Source organism: Chitinophagales bacterium (assembly GCA_041392475.1).
GTDB lineage: Bacteria > Bacteroidota > Bacteroidia > Chitinophagales > UBA2359 > JAUHXA01.
Genome location: JAWKLZ010000003.1, coordinates 1,367,998 through 1,389,031 on the forward strand (window position 1 = coordinate 1,367,998; position 21,034 = coordinate 1,389,031).

Here is a 21,034-nt window from a genome sequence, read left to right on the forward strand (position 1 = left end):
TGTTAAAGTACAAAATAGCTGGTGATGGTGAAAAGAGCATCATCGGAGATGGGTAGGAAACCGCCGTATACGAGACCCGTATGTACGGTGGTGTGAGAGGTACTTTAGGCAAGCCGCTTACGGGCTACCTACTCGATTAGCCTTTCGTCTTATTTTTTTAAAGTATAGTTGTTTTAAAGACTTTTCCGTTTTTGATATGTATATACCACATAAAACCAACTTTATATTTTCCCTCAGAGGCTGGCTCTTTTTCTAAGTTTTTATATACCTTTCTTCCGTCCATATATGATGCAGCCCCCTCAATATAAAGAATACCGTTTTCTGTTTCAAATTTAGTCATTGGAAGTTCAATGACTTTTATATCACCTTTAGTAGATTTAAAATTACCTGATTTTTTAATTTCACGCGGTAATGGTTTATCAAGATAATTTTGACGTAGAAATTCAGTTATTTTATTTAACGAGTTTAATTCGCCTGAATGTTTATTTTCATTTATCAAAAAAGCGTATTCATTTTTTCCGTCTAATTTTAGTGCTAATATATTTCTATCAAAAAATCCATGTTTAAATAGATAACTTTCATTTTTCAGGTCTATTAATATAGAATTATTGCCAATGTTTTCCCATTTACCTTTTTCTACTTTCCCATTCTTCGAAATTAGCAATTGATTGTTTGAACGGAAAATGTAGACATTTTTTTCTGAATCTATATCATCAAAGACCACCCAATGCTGATTTGCTAACATTGTAAGATTATCCAATTTTTCTGAATATTCTTGGATTTTTGGAATTATTTCGGCGATAAAGGTTTTCATTTCCTGTTTTTTTCTTTTTTGATGAAGGCTAACGTGAGTGTAGCCGCAGTAGCTGGCGGTCGCGTTTGCCTGCGCGTTTAGCCGCTGCCAGCTATTGACGGCTACACATTGTTCCAGCCAGTTTTCTTTTTTATTCAGTTTCAATTCTTGCTCCTTTTTGAGCATTATGATATCTACAAAGAACTTGACCATTTTCAATATCTGTCAATCCTCCTTTTGCATGAGGAAAAATATGGTCAGCTTGATATTCACTCCAACTTACTTGTGCTTCTTTTTCATTTTTTTCTTCTTTTAGACATTTTTGGCAAAGCCCTTTGTCTCTTCTATAAATTTTTATTCTTTCAGATTCATTAAACATTCTTCTTCCATCCTTTGTAATTAATTGAAGATTGTTCTCTCGAACATAATCAAAGAACAATTGTCTAAATACAATATCTCTTTCCCTAATATTATTAGCACTTTGTTGTCGATTATTACTGAATTGCATAATGTCTAAATCGTTACCGTCTTGATTACTCCAACGTTGATAGAAGTGGTAAAAGAATTCTTTAATCGTTTCTTTTTCTTTCTCGTCAACTACGTAGTATTTCTTTAAATGTCGAACTAAAAAATAAACAGACATAATCACGTATTCACGGCTTAACTCCTTGATTCCATTGTTTTTGTCTAACATGGTATCATTTCCAAAAATATCATAAAGTAAATTTAGATTTCGAATACAGCTTTTCGCTGTCTCAGTATTTTCAAAGCTTTCATTTCCTATTCCATCTTCCTCAATATACTTATCTATAAATTCAAAAATCGATGAATCTCTTACATCAACATAATTATCTGCTTCTTCCAAAATTAAAAATCTTGTCATTAAAGCGAGATGTTGCATTCTATCGTTTTTCCTGTCGATAATTTTGAAAAAGTTATGTTTATTTTTATTTGAATCAATTGGAATATAGTTTTCAAAATCGAAAGTTATATCATCGCTGTACTTGACCACAAAATTTCTTGCAGTTGAAGACAATTGAGCATGAGCAATCTCCATGAAATTCAAACTTTCTCCTTGCTGTAATCTCCAAAATATTTCTGTCGCAGTTTTTTGATGAGCAGGATTTTTTGGGTCCTCAATATTCTTTATTACATCTCCACTTATATTTAGATTTTTGTCAATGAACATTCTAAATTCAGGAGATAAATCTTTAAATAATTTACCTGGCAAATCTTTATGAATATCTCCCAATGATTTTGGTAGTTTAAATTTATTATTGAAAAAATTTTGAATTGAAGTAATTCGTTGCTGACCATCAATTATTTCATTAATAGTTTTTTCTTCACTTAACCTAACTTCTCGAATTACCAATTTAGGAACATAGTATCTTCTAAAAATACTATCAATTAGAGCTTGTTGTTTTTTTACACTCCAAACAGCTTTTCTTTGATAAGGCGGTCTTGTGATATAATAATCTTTGTAATCATGAAAATCTTTTAATCTAATTTTGTCTTCAACTATTAGATATTCTTGTTTTGGATTAAATGCCATATGGTTTCTTTTTTTTGTTTTTTTTCTAATTGGCTGGAACGTCCCGCATACCTGACGTAGCCAGCTTTTGCTGGCTATGGGCAGGTATGCATTGTGGTGCGCCTTGAATGGTAAATATAACGAAGATTTAGCTTATTGCCTAAAGAATCGTTTGATTTTGTGAAGAGAAAGCAAAATGTCCAGAGAGTGAAAGTCTCTTACAGGCGGGTGTGACGACTCGAACTGTTAGCAAGCTGCAAGGTGGTTTCTCGTGAGGGATGCACTGAAGTAAGCAGGACTGCAAAGGTCGGTACTGACGAACAGAAACTGGATAAGAGGCTGTATAGGTCGGGTAAGGTAGCCACGCATACTAACGCCCTAAACATCAATTATTTGATGCTGTACTTATACAGTAGATTCAGCAGGGATTGACCGAAGGATATTTACCTTACCGAGGGAGGTCTGCAATTGTAAAGACGGAGGCAACGCATCAGCCGAAGAGCAAACACCGCTTGGTAACAAGCAAGGTGGCAATTGCAGAAGTCAGCAGAAGTCATAGTAATCAGGCACTTGATAGCCAGATGAAGGACAGAACATCATTGGTCTTTAATGGACAAAGGAGTGCAGCGATGCTATGGGTAGTTTCCCAATCGTAACATAGCCTTTGACTAAGCGAGACAACCTAAACCGATGGAATCAAATGATAGACATCATCGTAAGCAAACAGAATCTGAACCGAGCTTATCTGCACGTATATCGCAATAAGGGTGGAGCAGGAGTAGATAAAATGAGTGTTGAAAACCTCAAAGAGCATCTCCTCCAATATGGCAGCACCTATATCGAGCAAATAAGAGCAGGAAAATATCAAGCCGCTCCAATCAAGGGCGTATTCATCCCTAAAGGCAAGGGTAAAACCCGATTACTCGGTATTCCCACAGTCACAGATAGGGTGATACAACAAGCACTCCACCAAGTGTTAAGCCCCATATTTGAGCGAGACTTCCAGCCACACAGTTACGGATTCCGTCCCCACCGCAGCGCACAAGACGCACTGCAACAAAGCCTTTCATATATCAACGAAGGCTACCAAGACATTGTGGATATAGACTTGAAATCCTTTTTCGATGAAGTACCCCACGATAGATTGATGCAATTGATTTATGAAAAGGTAAAATGTCGATTAACCCTAAAGTTAATCCGCACATTCCTACGCAGCCCCATACTAATCAAAGGCAAACTACACAAACGGAGAAAAGGCGTTCCGCAAGGCTCACCCCTCAGTCCTTTACTCGCCAATATTCTGCTCAACGAGTTAGATAAAGTATTGGAGGAAAGAGGACACCGTTATGTACGGTATGCCGATGATTTCAGTATCTACTTGCGAAGCAAGAAAGCAGCTCGTCGAGTGGGAAACAACATCTATGTATTTCTACGAGACAAGCTATGCCTACCCATCAACCGAGAGAAAAGCGGGATTCGTCGCCCTACGACCTTCAAGATATTGGGATATGGATTTGTTCCAACCTATCAAAAAGGAGAGAAAGGCAAATATCAATTTGTAGTGAAGAAGAAATCTTGGCAAACTTTTAAGCAAAAGCTAAAACGACTGACCCAAAAGACGCTTCCTATGAGTTTTGATAAACGGATTACCGAAATCAAACGGTCGATGAAAGGCTGGCTGAATTACTTCAAAATGGCATCTATTCACAGCAAGCTGAAGAAGATGGATGAATGGCTGCGAAACCGTTTGAGATACTGTATATGGCACGATTGGAAGAAACCCGACCGCAAGCGTAAAAACTTGATACGATTGGGAGTCAAACCCGACATGGCATATGCTTGGAGCCGTTCAAGAATGGGCGGATGGCGAATCGCCCAAAGCCCTATTCTTGGCACAACGATTACCCTCAAACGTTTGGAAAGCAGGGGATATGAAAGTCTATTGGACTACTACCATCGGATTAAGCATCAATGATGAACCGCCGTATACGAGACCCGTATGTACGGTGGTGTGAGAGGTACTCCCGTAGGCAAGCCGCTTACGGGCTACCTACTCGATTGCGCCTTGAATGGTAAATATAACGAAGATTTAGCTTATTGCCTAAATAATCGTTTGATTTTGTGAAGTGAAAGCAAAATGTCCAGAGAGTGAAAGTCTCTTACAGGCGGGTGTGACGACTCGAACTGTTAGCAAGCTGCAAGGTGGTTTGGGGCGACCCATGCACTGAAGTAAGCAGGACTGCAAAGGTTGGTACTGACGAACAGAAACTGGATACGAGGCTGTATAGGTCGGGTAAGGTAGCACATCATACTAACGCCCAAAAAACGTTGCGGAAGCAATGAGTACCTATACAGTAGATTCAGCAGGGATTGACCGAAGGATATTTACCTTACCGAGGGAGGTCTGTAATTGTAAAGACGGAGGCAACGCATCAGCCGAAGAGCAAACACCGCTTGGTAACAAGCAAGGTGGCAATTGCAGAAGTCAGCAGAGGTCATAGTAGCCGAGCATTGATTGCTCATGGCGAAGGACTGAATCTTACCCTTTTGGAAATTGGATAGGGAGCTATGTTGTCATCCATTGCTGTAAAAGCATAGACAGATAGTAGCCCTATGTTAAAGTACAAAATAGCTGGTGATGGTGAAAAGAGCATCATCGGAGATGGGTAGGAAACCGCCGTATACGAGACCCGTATGTACGGTGGTGTGAGAGGTACTCCCGTAGGCAAGCCGCTTACGGGCTACCTACTCGATTACAGCCAGCCTTCTTTTTTTATTAATTTGTTCATTGTCATTTCAATCCATTCATATTCACTCAATTCTTTCAACTTTCTTATCAATTTTTCTGGTATCTCTTTTCGTCCGATTAATGTTCCTGCTATTTGTCCAGCAATTGAGCAATTTGTATCTGTATCTCCACCAACTTCTATTAGTTGCAAATACATCTCTTCAATTCCAATTTCTCTAACTTTATTTGCCGCTGCGATGGCTAATGGAACTGAATTTACAACATATCCGTCATTACCAAATTGTCCGATTTCCTTTAAACTTTTGATGTCTTTGATTTCAATTAATCTATCTCGGACTCTTGTATCTGAAATTTGGTCAATTATCAATTCAATCAAATTTGTTTTGCCATTCCAATTGCCGTTTAGGATTTCTCTTATCGCAATTATCACACTTCTTGCCCCGACATATGCTTCATCATTATTGTGAGTGATTATGCAAATATCTCTGATTTCGGAATTTGTGATTTCTTCTTTAAAAGCAATTGGTGCTATTCTCATTGCTGCGCCATTTCCTGCTGCATATTCGCCTCTTCTCCCAACTTGGCTCCAATGTCCTCCAAAACTTAACTCCTTTAATGATTTCAAAGTACTTGCTCCAATTCCTCTTAATTTTCTTTGTTTGTAGTATCTGAGGAATTGGCTTGCTATCGTTTCAGGATTTACTTTTTCATCTTCAATTATTGCCTCGATTGTTGCCAAAGTCAATTGAGTATCATCCGTTATTTGCCAAATTGGTTCTTTTTTTTCTGGCTTTCCAAAAAGGTAAAATGTATCTTCTTTCTCTTTAATTTCATTTTCAAATCCGCTTCCAAAAGCATCACCAATTGCTCCTCCGATTATACATCCCTCAAATCTATCGGCTTTTGTCATTGGTTGATTTTCTGTTTTTTTTGGTTGGCTGTAACTCGCATATTAATACACCAAGGTGCATTAATCTCGCAAGTCATTTTTGAATTATTAAGTTAACATTTATTAGGTACTTTTTTGATTATCAACAATTCTAAAAAATACAGTCTTAAAAAAATCATATTTTTAACATTTCTATATGTCCAAATTATCCAAAGGGCTTTGGAGTTTCTCCATGCCGTTCTGGATAATACTGTTTCCCAAATATCCCAAAACTTTTTCAGAAAACAAAATATATCGGTCTTTTTTATTTTTTGTATTAATCCTTCCTCTCCACCATCACCGCATCCACCTTCTTCTCCCTCACCATCTCATTAAAAGCAGGAATATCCTTCTCCACAATCGCATACCAAGCCGCCAATTGTTCATCAATTTTGGCTGTCACTTCCTTGAAAAACGCCAAAGTTTGGTCGGTCGGTTGGTAGAGTTCATCTTTCACTATTTGGTGGGTTTTACACTTTGGACAGTAGCTGAAAATACAAAACCTTTGGGATTGGTGATACTATAAATTAAAACAACACTCTTAGTATGAAGTGCATCGGAAAAGAGGCACTTTCGGTAGATGCTTATTTCACTTTACTTAAATGAGTATCTTCACTCCACCGTTTTATATGTTTAAGATTTGATTTTCGGTTTGGTTTATAGGGTGTTATTGCAAAATCACAACATGATTTTATCATTTTTAATTCGGAATTGTCAATATCTTTTCGTGAATAAGTAATAGGGATATCTATGTTTTTTTCTTCAAAAATAAATGTCAAATTAATATTTATTAAAGGATGGTTTACATATATATGCTTTGCTTTTTGATCTACCAGATAGTCTGCAATTTTTATTACTTTAAATGAAAAAGACTCTCGTCTATTCACTTTTTTATTAAAATTAAAAATGGAAAAAAGTATGATAATAATACTAAAAAAGCCGATGCTCTTTATACTTAATTTTTTATCAACCTGAAAGTTTTCTATTGTTAATCCGATTAAATAAAGAAAAGGAACAATTAAATAAACCCATGTTCGTGGAAAAGGAATGACGCTATGTAAAAGAAGGATAAACGGAACAATTAAGAAAAAACACATGGGAATTATTACCATTTTAGTTTTTCTGGCAACAAAACACATAATAAATAAAACAAATAAAAAAACTTGTAAAGGGATAGAAAATAGAAAAATAGAAGTTGAATTAAAATGTCCTAATAATCCTTCCAAAACTTGAACCCTTGAAATAGGCACTACGAATCTATTATTTATTATTGCATCTATTCCTGAAACTATAAAAATTGGTGTGTATAGGATTAATACAACAAGAGATGTTAGCAGACAAGAAACTGTCAAATACGATATGCCCTTAATATTTTTCTTAGTTATGAACATAACAAAAATCAATAAAACACAAGTAAAATATGGGTAAAGAAAAGAAGGCATTGTAAAGAACCCTACTACAGCTCCAAGAGATAAAGAAACAAAATATTTTGTATGGTTTTTGGATTCAACTATTGGTGTAGAAATCAATCTTATTGTGGAATAAAAGCAGATAGTAAAAGCAAAAAGCACTAACATATACCCTCTTGACATATATGAGTAATATTGAACAGGAAACAAAAAACAAAAAACTGTCAAGAGCAATAATGCAGTCTTTTGTTTGAATAATTTCGTAAATGATAGATAAAAGATTATAGAGGTAAGAATGGAAAATATTAAATTTGGTAACCTCAGGTTGATGTGCTGTGAAAAAGGGAATCCCACGAATATTCTTGTCAAGAGAGAATGGAGAACGTGATTATTAGGAGCAGGGTAATATGAAATAGAGGTAAGAAACCCTTTTTTTGTAAAATTCAGATAAGTCAAAGCCTCATCATAGGATATTGGCATAACAGTGACGTGATATAAACTTAACCCAAAACTGAATAATATTATTCCTGTTGCAATAAGTGTATAATTAGTTGATAAACTTAATTCTACAAGCGAAATCATCTGAGATTTCAAGCGATAAATTGCCGAAATTAACTTTAAACCTTTCTTCATTTTATTTAGCTGTTAATAAGCTACATTCAAGTAATTCCATGCGCTTTATGTTCTAATTTCCAATCATCACCGCATCCACCTTCTTCTCCCTCACCATCCCATTAAAAGCAGGAATATCCTTTTCCACAATCGCATACCAAGCCGCCAGTTGTTCGTCAATTTTAGCTGTTACTTCTTTGAAAAAAGCAAGTGTTTGGTCCGTCGGTTGGTAGTCGCCCATACTTGTCAGCGAAAGAAGGTGCGCCAATTTGTTGTTGAGTTTGATGGGGAAATTGAGGGGGTCTTGTCCGCTGCGGTTTTGGGTTTGGTAGAGTTCCTTTTCGATGAGGGTCATCACCGAATCAATGCGGCCCGCTTCTTCCACCACTGCTTTGAAGTCCTTGTTTTCCTTCGCTTTATCCTTCAAATTGCCTTTCACAAATTGCAGTTGTTGACGGGTTTTGCGGATATTTTTAATGGCGGTGTGCGTTTCCGTCACCTTGTCTTGAGCTTTCCGCAAAAAGTCAAATTGCGCCTTCAATTCCTCCGCAGTCGCTTCCATGCGTGGGTCGGGCAATACCTCAAAAGTGGTCATTTGAACATCCTCACCAATCGTCAATTTCGCCCAATACTTACCCGGCAAAGCTTTAGGGCCGCTCAAGTTGCCCCACCACAAAATCATTCCTTCAAAAGATTCTGCATCAGGGTATTCCAAATCCCATACAAAACGGTTCATGCCCTCCTTCAATTCCTTCAATTTGCCCTCTTTCTTCTCCTTGTCGGGTTTGCTCGAATACTTTTTAATCACAGTGCTGTCTTCATTCATTTCCATGAATTCCAAGCTCACCGTTGTTTTTGAAGTATCGGGTATTTCCTTCAAATAAAAATGCACCATCACCCCATTCGGATGATTTTGCCCTGCTTTTTTAGGCATTTTTTCGGTCGAACCGCCATCCATTCGATAGGTTGGCATCGGTTGGTATAAGTGTGTTTTGCTGCGGGCAATGTCGCTGTTCAATTGATGCAAAGGCGTAAGGTCGTCAATCATCCAAAAGCTGCGTCCTTGTGTCGCTGCAATGAGATTGTCGTTTTTGATGGCGAGGTCGGTAATTGGTACAATCGGCAGATTCATTTGGAAGGGCTGCCACTGCAATCCATCATTGAAGGAAATATACATCCCCGTTTCAGTTCCTGCATAGAGCAAGCCTTGGCGTTTTGGATCGGCTCTTACGACTCTTGTAAAATGTTCGTTGTCAATTCCGTTGGTGATTTTTTGCCACGTTTTGCCGTAGTCTTTGGAGTGGTAGAGATAGGGGCGAAAATCCCCTAATTTGTAGCGAGTCCCTGCAATGTAAACACCTCCTTTATTGAAGGGGTCACTTTCTACACTGTTGAACATCATCCATTCAGGTATTCCTTTTGGAGTGACGTTTTCCCAATTTTTACCAGCATCTTTGCTCACATGCACCAATCCGTCGTCCGATGCTGCCCACAAAAGCCCCTCTTCATAAGGTGATTCTGCGGCTGCAAAAATGGTGCAATAGTATTCAACAGAAGTGTTGTCTTGGGTGATGGGGCCGCCAGAAGAAACGAGTTTGGTGGAGTCGTTTCGGGTCAAATCGGGGCTGATGATTTGCCAAGATTGTCCTTCGTCTTCGCTGACATGCAGGTGATTGGAGGCAGCGTAGAGGCGTTTGGGATTGTGGGGTGAGAAGAAAATGGGGAAGTTCCATTGAAAGCGGTATTTCATGCCTTCTGCGCCGTAGCCCATTGGGTTGTCGGGCCAGACGTTGATGGCTCTCGCTTGTTTTGTTTTGTGGTTTACACGGGTCAAAAACCCATCGTAACTGCCGCCATATACGATGTCATTGTCGTTGGGATCCACTGCAATGTGTGCGCTTTCACCCCCTGCGGTGGATTCCCAATCGTCTTCGTCAATCGTCCAGCCATTGCTGCGGTGACTGATTCGGACGGTAGAGTTGTCTTGTTGTGCGCCATAGATTCGGTAGGGAAAATGGTTATCTGTTGTCACTCGGTAAAATTGGGAAGTAGGTTGGTTGTGGTAAGTTGACCATTCCTTGCCACCATCATCGGTGATTTGTGCACCGCCATCATCGCCTATAATCATTCGGTCGGGGTTTTCGGGCGCAATCCAGAGGTCATGGTGATCGCCATGTGGTGCAGAACGGGCTTTGAAGGTTTTGCCGCCATCGGTTGATTTTTGGTATTGCACATTTAGGACATAGACCGTTTCGGCATCTTTTGTATCGGCATAGATGCGGGTGTAGTACCATGCTCTTTGCCGCAAAGCCCTGTCACTGTTTACTTTTGTCCAAGTTTCGCCGCCATCGTCTGAGCGAAAAAGTCCTCCGTCTTTGGCTTCCATCATGGCCCAGACTCGGTCGGGTTTTGCAGGGGAAACGGCTACGCCAATGATGCCGAGGGGTGCTTTGGGCATTCCTTTCTTTTCGGATAAGTTTTCCCAAGTGTCGCCACCATCGGTTGATTTCCAAAGTGCTGAGCCTTCTCCTCCACTCGAAAGGCTGTAGGGTGTGCGCTGCACACGCCATGTTGAAGCATACAAAATGCGGGGATTGGTGGGGTCGAAAGTTAAATCAACTGCACCAGCCATGTCATTGGAGTAGAGGACTTTTGACCACGTTTTGCCGCCATCTTTGCTGCGGTAAACACCTCTTTCTGTGTTGGGGGTGAACAAGTTGCCCATTACTGCGGCATAGACCCAATCGGGGTTTTTGGGATGGATTCGGATGCGGGAGATGTGTCGAGATTCCTTCAATCCCATTGACTCCCACGTTTTGCCAGCGTCCACTGATTTCCAAACGCCATAGCCATAACTGACATTTCCACGAACGGTTTTTTCGCCACCGCCAACATAGATTACATTGTTGTCCCATTCGCTGACGGCTACTGCGCCAATCGAACCGCCAAAAAATCCGTCTGAGATGTTTTCCCAAGTATTGCCACCGTTGTTTGTGCGCCAAACTCCTCCTCCTGTGCTGCCAAAATAGTACAAGTCGGGTTGATTCGGTACGCCTGTTACCGCACAAGAACGCCCTCCTCTGAAGGGACCAATATTGCGCCATTGCAGGGCATCGTAGAGTTTTTCGGGATAGGTTGAGGATTGGAGATTGGAGGAGGCTATGGATTTCTTTTTGTTTTGTGCTTCTGCCGATTGAAGGAAAAGCATTGAAGTAAGAAACAAAAATGCTGCTATGAATGGTAAACGTTTGTTCATGATGGGCAATATTGAAGTAAAGAATGAGTATTGAAGGGGAAAGATACGGTTTTTGGAGGAATGAAAATGTTTGTTTAAGGCACTAAAATATTTGTTTAACTCACTAAAATTTGTTAACTTAGTATTGTTTTCAAACTCACTCCTTATTTTCTGCAACTATTCCCTCCTTTTTTATTCATATTTTAAATTATTTGCAGATGAAAAACTACATTTCACTACTCAGTATGGCTGCTTTATTTTTGGTATTGGTAGTATCAGAATTGAATGCACAGGATAGAGGACGTGGCAGAGGGGGAAATACCGATGCTGGATCTTCGACTCAGATTGAACCTTTGCCGCACACTTTTGATGAAAGTGCGATTTGGAAGGAAAAGAAAAACAAACACAGCACTTCGACTTCAAATCAATGGCTAAAGTTGGCGCACAATTATGAAAGCACTCAAAAATGGAAGGAAGAAAAACACGATTTGAGTACTTCTTCTGGTTGGTTAACAAAGGGTCATAAATATGAACTTTCGAAGCAAATGGTGGAGGATAAACACGATATGCCGATTTCTCTTTATTGGGTTGAAAAAGGACATCAATATGCTGCAAGTAAGGATTGGAAGGATAAAAGACACAGTACAAGAACTTCTAACCAATGGCTTGAAAAGAATCATGTCTATGCAACAACCAAAAAATGGAGGGATGATAAACATACAGATCCAACTTCTTTGAATTGGATAGAGGTAGAACATCAGTATGCGGTTTCACGAAAAATGGTCGAGGAAAGACATCCTACGAGTACTTCAAAAATTTGGATTGACAAAAAACACAATTACGAGAATAGTAAGGGTTGGAAAGACAATGATCACAGTTATTCAACGTCTAATAAATGGCTGGAAGGAAATCATACGTATGAGCAGACTTCAACTTGGAAACAGGATGAACACAGTACGCAAACTTCGGTCAATTGGAGGGAAAACGAGCATGACTATGCGATGTCGAAACGTTGGAAAGACGATGGACACAATCCTCAAAAATCCAATCAATGGAAAAGTCAACAACATGAGTATGGTTTGAGCAGAGAGAAAGAAAGTGGAACAAAAAGAGATTGAAAATCAATTTAAAACACTACACTTATGCTCACCAAAATTACCCTCAAAAATCTGGCACTTACGCTCTGTTTTGCAGTTCCTTTTTTCACTTACATAAATGCCCAAACCAATATTTCTCTACCGAAAGTGAGCTTCAATGAGCAATACATTGAAGGTTTACAAACACCCTTTGCAGTGGATTCCATTGAAGCGGTTTTTGACTTGGTTTTTGAAGCATTGCCCGATGAAGTATATGTTTTTCCGAGCGAAAATTACTATTACTTTCAATTTCAAGCAAATGGGCAATGGATTTGGGGCAATATCCGACTGGGAGTTTTGACGAGAGACAAAGGCGTTTTGCACTTTGCGTATTATACCTACTACGGCAATCCTCAATCGCCTAATGATGGTCAAAGTTTTATCGAACATTTTGACGAAAGCAAGGGCGTAGAGGTGAAGCGATTGGAGGGACTGCAATATGCGGTAAGTTTGAAAGGCAAAACGGTTGTTTTTCAACTCAATGAACTCGACCAAACACCTCCTGATGCTTCGATATTGGGCAAAGAAGATGTTTTTGTGCAGCGAACTTTTGACGAATCGGGATTTCCTTTTTTGCTGATTTTCAACAAGCAATACAAACACTTTATGTATGTGTTGGATGAAGCTGCAAAATTACCGATTGACTTGGAAACGGTGCTTTTAGATACGGTGCGGTATGAAAATTTGTGGATCAACCCTGCAAGCAGTTTTATTTTTTATGAAGACAGCCTGCATCAAAACCGCAAAATTTTGGCGGGTGTTTGGGGGCAAAACATTCGCTGCAACAACTATTGGGATGGACCTTTTGACCAATTGGCGGACAATTTTCCGAGTCCTTTGTTGAAGGAGTGCATTGAAGCGGCCTACCCGTATGTGAAAGGGGGCGTGGATGAATATGGTTTTTTCCCAATTTTGGAGGGAAGTCGCATGGCTATCAGTGCGTATTACGAATATGAACGCTTGGAGGAGTTCATAGAGAACTTTGAGATGTGTAAACGACAACCCATTGGCGAATTGTTACCTTGTTTGACCTACGATTATAAGACAGATATTGAGATGGAGAAAGAGAAATGATTATCTTCTTTCTCTTGGTTTTTGACCATTCACTGGACGAGGTACTTACTACCACTCCAGCACGATCTTCCCAAAATGCTGCCCCGTTTCTTGGTATCGGAAAGCATCCGCCAATTGGTCAAATCCAAAACTGCGGTCAATCACAGGTTTGAAGCCACTCACATTGATGGCACGCACCATTTCTTCCTGCGACACACGACAATCTACTGCCACACCAATCAAGCGCAAATGTTTGAAAAACAACTTTGGAAAGGTGATTTCCCCCTTCCGACCATTGCCGAGAATACCGATAGAGATGATGTTTCCGCCAATTTTTGCTGCTTCAATCGAATTGTACATCGTAGAACCGCCACCGACATCCAAAACATGGTCAACGCCATCACCCGATAGTTTAAAAATGGTTTTACCCCAACTGCTGTCCTCTTTGTAATTCACTACAGCCGTTGCCCCCATTTCCTTCAATCGCTCTGCCTTTTCGTTAGAAGAAGTTGTGACATAGACCTTTGCGCCAGCCGCCAAAGCAATCTGTAAACCAAAAATGGACATACCACCCGTTCCTTCAATCAACACGGTATCACCCGCCTTCAATTTGCCCTCCGTCACCAAACCCCGCCATGCGGTCAATCCCGCACAAGGAATTGTTGCAGCCTCTGCATAGGTATAGCCCTCTGGAATAGCAGTCACCGATTCCACCGAAATACAAGACCGCTCAACCACATAACCATCCACCGTTTCGCCCGAAATAAAGCGGGTTTTCTCGAAAGTAGGTGTTCCTTCTATCCAATTCGGAAAAAACAAAGACATTACCTTATCACCTGTTTTCCATTTCGTTACTCCTTCACCTACAGCAATTACTTCTCCTGCACCATCCGACATTGGCACACGGTTTTCGGGTACTTTGATACCGCCAATTGCTACCAAATAATCGTGAAAATTCAAAGAAGTAGCGTGCCATTGTACCAAAATTTCACCAGCTTTTGGTGTCGGATTTGGTCGTTCTACGATTTGTAAATTGTCCAAACCGCCACCGTTTACTTGTATTGCTTTCATATTTTTTGATTGATTTTTCGTTTGAGCTTTAAAACACCAATTTAGAAAGTTTTATTGATTTTCCATTGTTTAATTTTTTACCATGGTAAATCCTTTCCATCTTGCACATCCCAATATGCTCCATTTTCAAAATCAGAAACCATGAACGAAAATATCCTTTCTGCCGATTCTTTTGGAGTCAAAGGCGCATGAACATTGTTTTTGTTGATTGCAGTTTGGACCCAACCAGGGTGAATGATAGCGACTCGAATACCTTTTTGCACTCGATTTGCCAATATTTTGGAGTACATATTGAAGGCACTTTTCGACATACTATAGGCTATCGAACCTTTTCTATTGCAGCAAGCTAGTGAACCCATTTTTGAAGAAATATTCAAAATCATGCCATTATCTCTGACAAAATCAATCAAGGCTTCTGTAAAAAAGACCTGCCCTTTTACATTTACATCAAAGGTCTGTTGAAAGCTCACTTCATCGAGCTTCTCTGTACCCAAATCTGGCCCAACTCCTGCATTGTTGATTAAAATATCAATACCTTCAAATCGGTCAAAAAGGATTTGATGAGCAGCTTTGATACTCTCGCTATCCGCCAAATCCAATGGAATGACAGATAGGTTATCAGGCTTCAATCCTTCAATTTTCCCGCTTCTGCAAGTGCCAATTACATAATAACCTTGCTCCAATAACTTCTCTGTCAAAGCCCTACCTATTCCCTTACTTGCCCCTGTGAGTAAGACCACTTTTTTTCCCTTGGTGTTGACTTGTGTATCCATTTTTTCGTATTTTTAATTTTCATTCTTCGCAAAAACTCCCTCTAAAAAATCCGTTTCAATCCTGATAATCATCTTCAATATCTGCTCCTGTTCCTCCTTCGATAATTGGTCAAACAAGGCATCTCCACCTTTGATAATATCACGCCCTATAGACAAAGCATTTACCTCCGTTGCAGCGTAAATAGTTGGACGTTTCTGCATTTTTGCAATCAAATGTTCCACAATTTCCACAATCTTAGCCACCAATTTTCGGTCGTGCAAAGTGTCAAATAGCGATTCATTGTTTTGAATAAAATCCTCAATCTCCTCAGTTGAAAGTGTCGCCAACAATGTCTTGATATCTGCCTCCGAATAAGGGGGCTGCAATTCAAGATTTATAGCACTGTGCACCAATTTGTCTTCAAAAACAGTTGCCGCCCGAAAAGACTTCAATGCCTTTAATCCAGCCATCAAGATTTTGGGTAAATGCCTCCCATACTTCAAAATCAGACTGCCCGAATCAATCAAAATTCGCAGCAATTTTTCTGGATTTTTGATGTAGTTGTCCAGATTGTGAAACGCTTCCTCCAGCTCGTTGCGCTTATCGGGATGTGGATACAAATCGTTTAAGAAAAAATCCCTAAAAACATTCGTTCTCACCTCGTCAAAAGAAGCAGGTAATTCATATTGTTCTTCAATTGTAGCATATTGATACCGTTCTTCAATCAATCTCCGATACCCCAAAATCACTTCCTTCAATACTTCTTTTTCCGACATAAATTTTTTAATTAATTGAATTTACCTTCAACAATTTTTCTACAAATAAGGTATAGTACAGCTTAAACGATATAAGTGGCAACTTATTTTTTGCACAAAGAACTGACAATTAATAGTTTTAAAAACTAATCACTGTACTATCTACCCCACTTTTTCCTCAATATTCTGCAATATGACTTGTTTGGTTCTGTCATAACCTTGTTGTGAGATAAAGATAAAAATTAATTGAGTAAAATGTATTTTTGTGTCAAACTCAAAATCGTATGCAAAAAAAGCAATCATAGAAAATATTAGTGATTTTTATGGCAGTCAGTTATGTAGTTAAAATAATATGAATAAATTGATAAAAAAAAGTATAAATCATGCAAAAATACCTTTTAGAAGAAGAACATTTGATGTTTCAAGAAGCGGTTCGTGATTTCATGAAAAAGGAGGTGGAACCCTTCAATGAGGAATGGGAAAAACAAGGGCAAGTTTCTCGTGAACTTTGGCTGAAAGCTGGAGCGCAGGGAATGTTGTGTATAGATTTTCCCGAAGAATATGGGGGTTTGGGTATCAAGGATTTTCGCTACAATACGATTGTGAGTGAAGAACTGTCACGAGTAGCAGCATCTGGGCCTGGTTTTACCCTCCAAAACGATGTAATGGCTCCATACTTTATCGAGTATTTCACGGATGCTCAAAAGGAAAAATACATGTCGAAGATTGCGGGTGGTGAAATCATTACCGCCATTGCAATGACCGAACCTGGGACGGGCAGCGACTTGGCAAATATCAAAACTACTGCTGTCAAAAAAGAGGGTTACTATGTTTTGAATGGAGCTAAAACTTTCATTACCAATGGAATCATGAGTGACTTGGTAGTTGTGGTGGCGAAAACGAATCCAGAATTGAAGCACAAGGGGATTTCTTTGTTGTTGGTAGAAAGGGGCATGAAGGGTTTTGTGAGGGGTAAAAACCTGGACAAGATTGGATTGAAGGGACAAGATACTGCGGAGTTATTTTTTGAAAATGTGGAAGTACCTGTTGAAAATCTTTTGGGTCAAGAGGGTAGGGGCTTTTATTATTTGATGCACAATTTGCCGCAAGAGCGTTTGTCGATTGCAGTGAGTGGCATTGCTTCGGCTGAAATGGCTTTGGAGTGGACGGTGCAATACTGCAAAGAACGAGAAGCCTTTGGCAGACCGATTGGCTCTTTCCAAAATTCTCGCTTTAAATTGGCGGAAATGCAAACCGAAATTACCATCGGGCGGACTTTTGTGGACAAGTGTATTGAGGAATTGAACGCTGGGGTTTTGACTGCCGAAAAGGCTGCAATGGCAAAATATTGGATTACGGACCTTCAAGGAAAGGTGATTGACCAATGTTTGCAACTGCATGGTGGATATGGTTATATGCGGGAATTTCCGATTGCAAGGGCTTTTACGGATGCCCGTGTTCAGCGAATTTATGGTGGTACGAATGAAATCATGAAGGAAATTATTGGGCGTTCGATGGGGTTTTGATTGTATTGGAGTGTTGATGGTGTGATTATGGAACTATTGTGTGTGTTTTGGTGAGGGTTTATTAAAAAATATTAAAAATCAATTAGATGAAAAAGGTATTGACCTACAAAGGTGCGGTGATGACTTGGGAGTGTGACTCGAATGGTCATATGAATGTGATGTATTACATCAATAAGTTTGAGCATGGTGGACGAAATTTCACTATGGAAATGGGTATGTTTGAGTTAGAAGATGGAAAAAATATAGGTGTGGTAGTATTGGAACAACAAATCAAATATCTACAAGAGGTGTTTGAAGATGATTTGTTGTATATCGAAAGCACGCTCTTAGACGTTGGAAACAAAGCTTTTACCATTCTACACGAAATGTACCGCAATCCTCAAAAAGAATTGGTGAGTACCATGAAACTTGTTTTGGTGCTTTTTGATAAAGAAACCCGCAAATCGCTGCCATTTCCGAAAGATAAAAGGGAACTCTTGTTGAAGGAATTGGAGTAGATGAAAATGAAAATGAAAAAAACACACTGATAGACAGTTGTTTGAGAAATTTTAATTGTTAAGATAAATGGTTTGTCGAAGATTTGATTCTTTGTTGGCAACTCTATACCTATCCTATAGAATGTAAAAAGGTCGCTCGGCATCTTCGCTTAAATCTCGAACGATGGTGAATTTTTTGAAGTTTTTCGCACCGTATTTCTTTACATTTCCGCCTCCAAAATCTACTTTGATTCGGATGGCAGTCAATTGATTGATGGCATTGTAGGTGCTTTTTTCGATGCTTAAATCAATGCCGTTTTCCTTCAAATATTGCTGGATTTGCTGCAATTCTTCCAAAGTGGTTTGGCGGGTGATTTCTACTTTTATTTTTTCACCGCCTTGCTTGTGTTGAAGCGAAGCGAGGGAGAGGAAACAGCAGAAGTATAAGAAGAATTGATGCATAAGATTGGAGGTGATAATTAAAATTGTAAATTTAAATTTTTTCGGAAAACTATTCTATATTAGACTTGTACGGATTTGATTATGATAGAGTTATGTGAAAAGTGATTTGTTGTGTGCAATTATTTTCCTCTTGAAAAACATTTGTTATAATCAAAATATAGGACTCTTTTTCAAAACATTTGTTTATGAGTGTTTTAAGCATAAAATAATAAATCATTAAATATTTTCAATAATTTATTATTCACTGATTATCGAGCCGAACAAGTCTAATTATCTTTCTTCAAAAATGGCTGAAAGACCGAGTGGGTAGGGTTTTGGATTTTGAAGATATTCTGCATTATCAGCAGATGATTGTGGCATTGACGGAGACGGCGAGGGTTATGGAGGAGGTGGATTTGGTAAGTCCATAAGACTTGAATATTTGTTGAAAATGAGCAAAGTAATCACACAAAAACCAATATTTTTGGTGATGGTCATTTACGTTGAAAGATAGTGAATAACCTGCCCCAAAACCTTCAGCATCTCGGGGAAACTCTCCTTATTTTTGAAGCGTTCCCTATCAATACAATTTCATTTGTCCAACAAACAAAAAATATTGCCAACTACCCCAATAAGCTTTTTTGATTTCACTATTGATAGGCATAAACTCCTTTTCCAAAGCTGGCAATAGATGGGCATCCATTCTTACATGATTGTTTCGCATCCACTTTTTGTAGGATTTGATAGGGCTATTGTGAAAATCTACAACGGCAATGTAACCTGTTGGTGAAAGATAATCCTGCGCCAATTGAATGAAATCACTCCATTGTGGATTCATCATACTTAGTGAATAAGAAAATAATACCAAATCGTATCTGTGAGATACAAAAAAATCTGCTCCAAAAGCTTCATTTAGCAATTCAACCCTATGAGCATATCTTTTTAATTTCTTATCAGCTTTTTGAATCATGTCTTTTGAAATATCCAAACCAGTTATTTTGGCATTTGGGTAGTTATCTGCAATTTGTAATAAATTACTTCCTGTACCACATCCTATTTCCAATACCCTAAAAGTTTGATTTTGGGCAAAAGGAAACTGATCAATGATTTCTTTTCTGCCAAATAAAAAAGTCCATCTTGTACTATCGTATATTTTGGCTTGAAAGCGATAATACTGCCGCATGTCTTCTTTTTGGGAATCTACATTGGACGATAATTTATCTTCAAAAATGCTCATGTTTTTTATTTATTTGACAGTTGCTAAATAAACGCTGTTGTATGTTCCGACTCTATCTTGTGAGTGCCATTGGGCTGTTTTTTCCTTGTCAAAACGTACGTTACGTTGCACAATATCGGGAAAAAAGTCAATGGTACTAGCTGCCGAACGAAGCAAAATCTTAGAACCTGATCTACTGTTCTGCAAAATCAAATCCCACTCTTCTTCCAATGCTGGTACATCGTGTTCTGCTAGCCAATCTTGGTGGTCCAATAATACATAGTGTGAATATTTTTGGGGGTTGGATACCAAAAAACGACTAATGGTAGTGTTGTGAAGATGAATGTTTGAAACCCTACTTTTTAGACTTTCAAAATTTTCTTCCTTCAAATAGTTAGGGCAACAGTCTTTTTCGTATTTACCTGTAATATAAACGCGCCAAAAGTAATTTTCATGTATAGGCAAATTGTAGAATACTTTTCGTAAGCAGTCCATGATGTATGCCGAAATTCCACCTGCATATTTTTGAGTTATCAAGTCACGTTGTGCACGAGGGATTCCCAATAATGCAAAAACAAATTTTTGGTTGGTAATCCAACACACAAATGGATTGAGTAATTTGGATTCTACATCGTTGTAATTGCTGCGTTGTTCGTCCAAATCATTAGACCAAAGAAGTTGTTCAACATTTTTTTTGAGACTGGGTTGAATTTTTATGTAGTGGTGAATGAACCAAGCAAAAATGCCAGAAGTGCCTTGAAAGTAAAATGTTTTCTTTAGCCCTTTGCCGTTGAAGTAGTCAATCTTTCTGTCCCAAAACGTCTGAGCAAAGTCTAAAAGATGGGGACGTAGCATTTCAGTGTAGATTTTTTGAGCATTTTTGTGGTGTCCTTCTCCAAAAAATTGAAATAACTCCTCATAATTGCTCGCTTCAAAAAGGGCTAATTTTAGATTCAATAGGGCATTTTGAATAGGGTTTACATCGATTGAATTGATTTCTTGGGGGTCGTCTAAGAGGTAGTCTAAAGCATTGCAGCCTGCACTCGTTATCATCACTATTTTGCTCTTTGAATCAATATCCAACAAGGCTCTGTCACACTTAGGGTCCTCCCAACAAGTGTTGTAAATCAAATTTTTACTATGAATATAACGAAAAGTTGCATCGTGGATTTTACCAATCAATTTTGTAGGCATATTAAACTTTTGAACTCAAAAATAGAGTATATTAACCTACTTTTGTCATGAATCGTAAAATGCAATGCAAAAATAATATGGAATTGATGAAGCGAAAATGTTTGGTTAAAATAGTGGTAGGTGATGGACAAAGAATAATTGTTGTAATCTAGCCGT

Annotated in this window: 20 protein-coding genes; 7 read left to right on the forward strand and 13 right to left on the reverse strand. The window is 38.8% G+C overall.

What is annotated here, in order from left to right; genetic code table 11:
• Positions 1 to 157: 157 nt before the first annotated feature.
• The 3 genes from R3E32_28305 to R3E32_28315 all read right to left on the reverse strand — a co-directional run bounded on the left by R3E32_28305 (position 158) and on the right by R3E32_28315 (position 2,710).
• Positions 158 to 958 (reverse strand): hypothetical protein, encoded by an 801-nt coding sequence (locus R3E32_28305; protein ID MEZ4888661.1) that lies wholly within the window; start codon positions 956 to 958, stop codon positions 158 to 160.
• A complete protein-coding gene (locus R3E32_28310) occupies positions 945 to 2,345 on the reverse strand; it encodes a DUF262 domain-containing protein (protein MEZ4888662.1) in 1,401 nt (466 codons plus the stop codon). Before R3E32_28310 ends, R3E32_28305 begins: the two co-directional genes overlap by 14 nt.
• 197 nt (positions 2,346 to 2,542) lie before the next feature.
• Positions 2,543 to 2,710 carry a hypothetical protein gene (locus tag R3E32_28315; GenBank protein ID MEZ4888663.1) on the reverse strand — a complete coding sequence of 56 codons (168 nt, stop codon included), beginning with the start codon at positions 2,708 to 2,710 and terminating at the stop codon, positions 2,543 to 2,545.
• Positions 2,711 to 2,752: 42 nt separating this feature from the next.
• Between R3E32_28315 and R3E32_28320 the strand changes: the two genes are divergently transcribed.
• The 3 genes from R3E32_28320 (at position 2,753) to R3E32_28330 (ending at position 4,886) form a co-directional block, all read left to right on the forward strand.
• Positions 2,753 to 2,980, forward strand: a complete 228-nt coding sequence (locus tag R3E32_28320) for a hypothetical protein (protein ID MEZ4888664.1) — start codon at positions 2,753 to 2,755, stop codon at positions 2,978 to 2,980.
• Positions 2,981 to 3,024: 44 nt separating this feature from the next.
• Positions 3,025 to 4,299, forward strand: coding sequence for a group II intron reverse transcriptase/maturase (gene ltrA / locus R3E32_28325; GenBank protein MEZ4888665.1), 1,275 nt, complete (start codon positions 3,025 to 3,027; stop codon positions 4,297 to 4,299).
• Positions 4,300 to 4,694: 395 nt separating this feature from the next.
• Positions 4,695 to 4,886, forward strand: coding sequence for a hypothetical protein (locus tag R3E32_28330; protein MEZ4888666.1), 192 nt, complete (start codon positions 4,695 to 4,697; stop codon positions 4,884 to 4,886).
• A gap of 191 nt (positions 4,887 to 5,077) precedes the next feature.
• Here R3E32_28330 and R3E32_28335 read toward each other — a convergent pair whose 3' ends face one another.
• From R3E32_28335 to R3E32_28350, 4 genes are all read right to left on the reverse strand, one after another.
• The gene (locus tag R3E32_28335) at positions 5,078 to 5,983 is read right to left on the reverse strand and encodes an ADP-ribosylglycohydrolase family protein (GenBank protein ID MEZ4888667.1); all 906 of its coding nucleotides are present in this window, start codon (positions 5,981 to 5,983) and stop codon (positions 5,078 to 5,080) included.
• Positions 5,984 to 6,278: 295 nt separating this feature from the next.
• The gene (locus R3E32_28340) at positions 6,279 to 6,458 is read right to left on the reverse strand and encodes a hypothetical protein (protein MEZ4888668.1); all 180 of its coding nucleotides are present in this window, start codon (positions 6,456 to 6,458) and stop codon (positions 6,279 to 6,281) included.
• A 127-nt stretch (positions 6,459 to 6,585) separates the two neighbouring features.
• Positions 6,586 to 8,043 carry a hypothetical protein gene (locus R3E32_28345; protein ID MEZ4888669.1) on the reverse strand — a complete coding sequence of 486 codons (1,458 nt, stop codon included), beginning with the start codon at positions 8,041 to 8,043 and terminating at the stop codon, positions 6,586 to 6,588.
• A 52-nt stretch (positions 8,044 to 8,095) separates the two neighbouring features.
• The gene (locus R3E32_28350; GenBank protein ID MEZ4888670.1) at positions 8,096 to 11,278 is read right to left on the reverse strand and encodes a hypothetical protein; all 3,183 of its coding nucleotides are present in this window, start codon (positions 11,276 to 11,278) and stop codon (positions 8,096 to 8,098) included.
• Positions 11,279 to 11,475: 197 nt separating this feature from the next.
• On the opposite strand from R3E32_28350, the gene R3E32_28355 reads away from it, so the two are divergent.
• On the forward strand, positions 11,476 to 12,375 hold the full coding sequence (locus R3E32_28355; GenBank protein MEZ4888671.1) for a hypothetical protein: 900 nt from the start codon (positions 11,476 to 11,478) through the stop codon (positions 12,373 to 12,375).
• Between the two features lie 24 nt (positions 12,376 to 12,399).
• Positions 12,400 to 13,467, forward strand: coding sequence for a hypothetical protein (locus R3E32_28360; protein MEZ4888672.1), 1,068 nt, complete (start codon positions 12,400 to 12,402; stop codon positions 13,465 to 13,467).
• A 48-nt stretch (positions 13,468 to 13,515) separates the two neighbouring features.
• On the opposite strand, the gene R3E32_28365 is transcribed toward R3E32_28360, so the two are convergent.
• The 3 genes from R3E32_28365 to R3E32_28375 all read right to left on the reverse strand — a co-directional run bounded on the left by R3E32_28365 (position 13,516) and on the right by R3E32_28375 (position 16,046).
• Complete coding sequence (locus R3E32_28365) at positions 13,516 to 14,517, reverse strand: NAD(P)-dependent alcohol dehydrogenase (GenBank protein ID MEZ4888673.1); 1,002 nt, start codon at positions 14,515 to 14,517, stop codon at positions 13,516 to 13,518.
• Between the two features lie 77 nt (positions 14,518 to 14,594).
• Positions 14,595 to 15,290: an SDR family NAD(P)-dependent oxidoreductase gene (locus R3E32_28370; GenBank protein ID MEZ4888674.1), complete on the reverse strand. Its 696-nt coding sequence runs from the start codon at positions 15,288 to 15,290 to the stop codon at positions 14,595 to 14,597.
• Positions 15,291 to 15,302: 12 nt separating this feature from the next.
• On the reverse strand, positions 15,303 to 16,046 hold the full coding sequence (locus R3E32_28375) for a hypothetical protein (GenBank protein MEZ4888675.1): 744 nt from the start codon (positions 16,044 to 16,046) through the stop codon (positions 15,303 to 15,305).
• Positions 16,047 to 16,408: 362 nt separating this feature from the next.
• Here R3E32_28375 and R3E32_28380 point away from each other — a divergent pair, with 362 nt between their 5' ends.
• Together R3E32_28380 and R3E32_28385 are read left to right on the forward strand one after the other, a co-directional pair.
• The gene (locus tag R3E32_28380; GenBank protein ID MEZ4888676.1) at positions 16,409 to 17,551 is read left to right on the forward strand and encodes an acyl-CoA dehydrogenase family protein; all 1,143 of its coding nucleotides are present in this window, start codon (positions 16,409 to 16,411) and stop codon (positions 17,549 to 17,551) included.
• A gap of 86 nt (positions 17,552 to 17,637) precedes the next feature.
• On the forward strand, positions 17,638 to 18,048 hold the full coding sequence (locus R3E32_28385; GenBank protein ID MEZ4888677.1) for a thioesterase family protein: 411 nt from the start codon (positions 17,638 to 17,640) through the stop codon (positions 18,046 to 18,048).
• 114 nt (positions 18,049 to 18,162) lie between these two features.
• Here R3E32_28385 and R3E32_28390 read toward each other — a convergent pair whose 3' ends face one another.
• From R3E32_28390 to R3E32_28400, 3 genes are all read right to left on the reverse strand, one after another.
• Positions 18,163 to 18,489 carry a hypothetical protein gene (locus R3E32_28390; protein MEZ4888678.1) on the reverse strand — a complete coding sequence of 109 codons (327 nt, stop codon included), beginning with the start codon at positions 18,487 to 18,489 and terminating at the stop codon, positions 18,163 to 18,165.
• A 559-nt stretch (positions 18,490 to 19,048) separates the two neighbouring features.
• Positions 19,049 to 19,705 (reverse strand): class I SAM-dependent methyltransferase, encoded by a 657-nt coding sequence (locus R3E32_28395; protein MEZ4888679.1) that lies wholly within the window; start codon positions 19,703 to 19,705, stop codon positions 19,049 to 19,051.
• A gap of 9 nt (positions 19,706 to 19,714) precedes the next feature.
• Positions 19,715 to 20,878 (reverse strand): BtaA family protein, encoded by a 1,164-nt coding sequence (locus tag R3E32_28400; GenBank protein MEZ4888680.1) that lies wholly within the window; start codon positions 20,876 to 20,878, stop codon positions 19,715 to 19,717.
• Between the last annotated feature and the right edge of the window lie 156 nt (positions 20,879 to 21,034).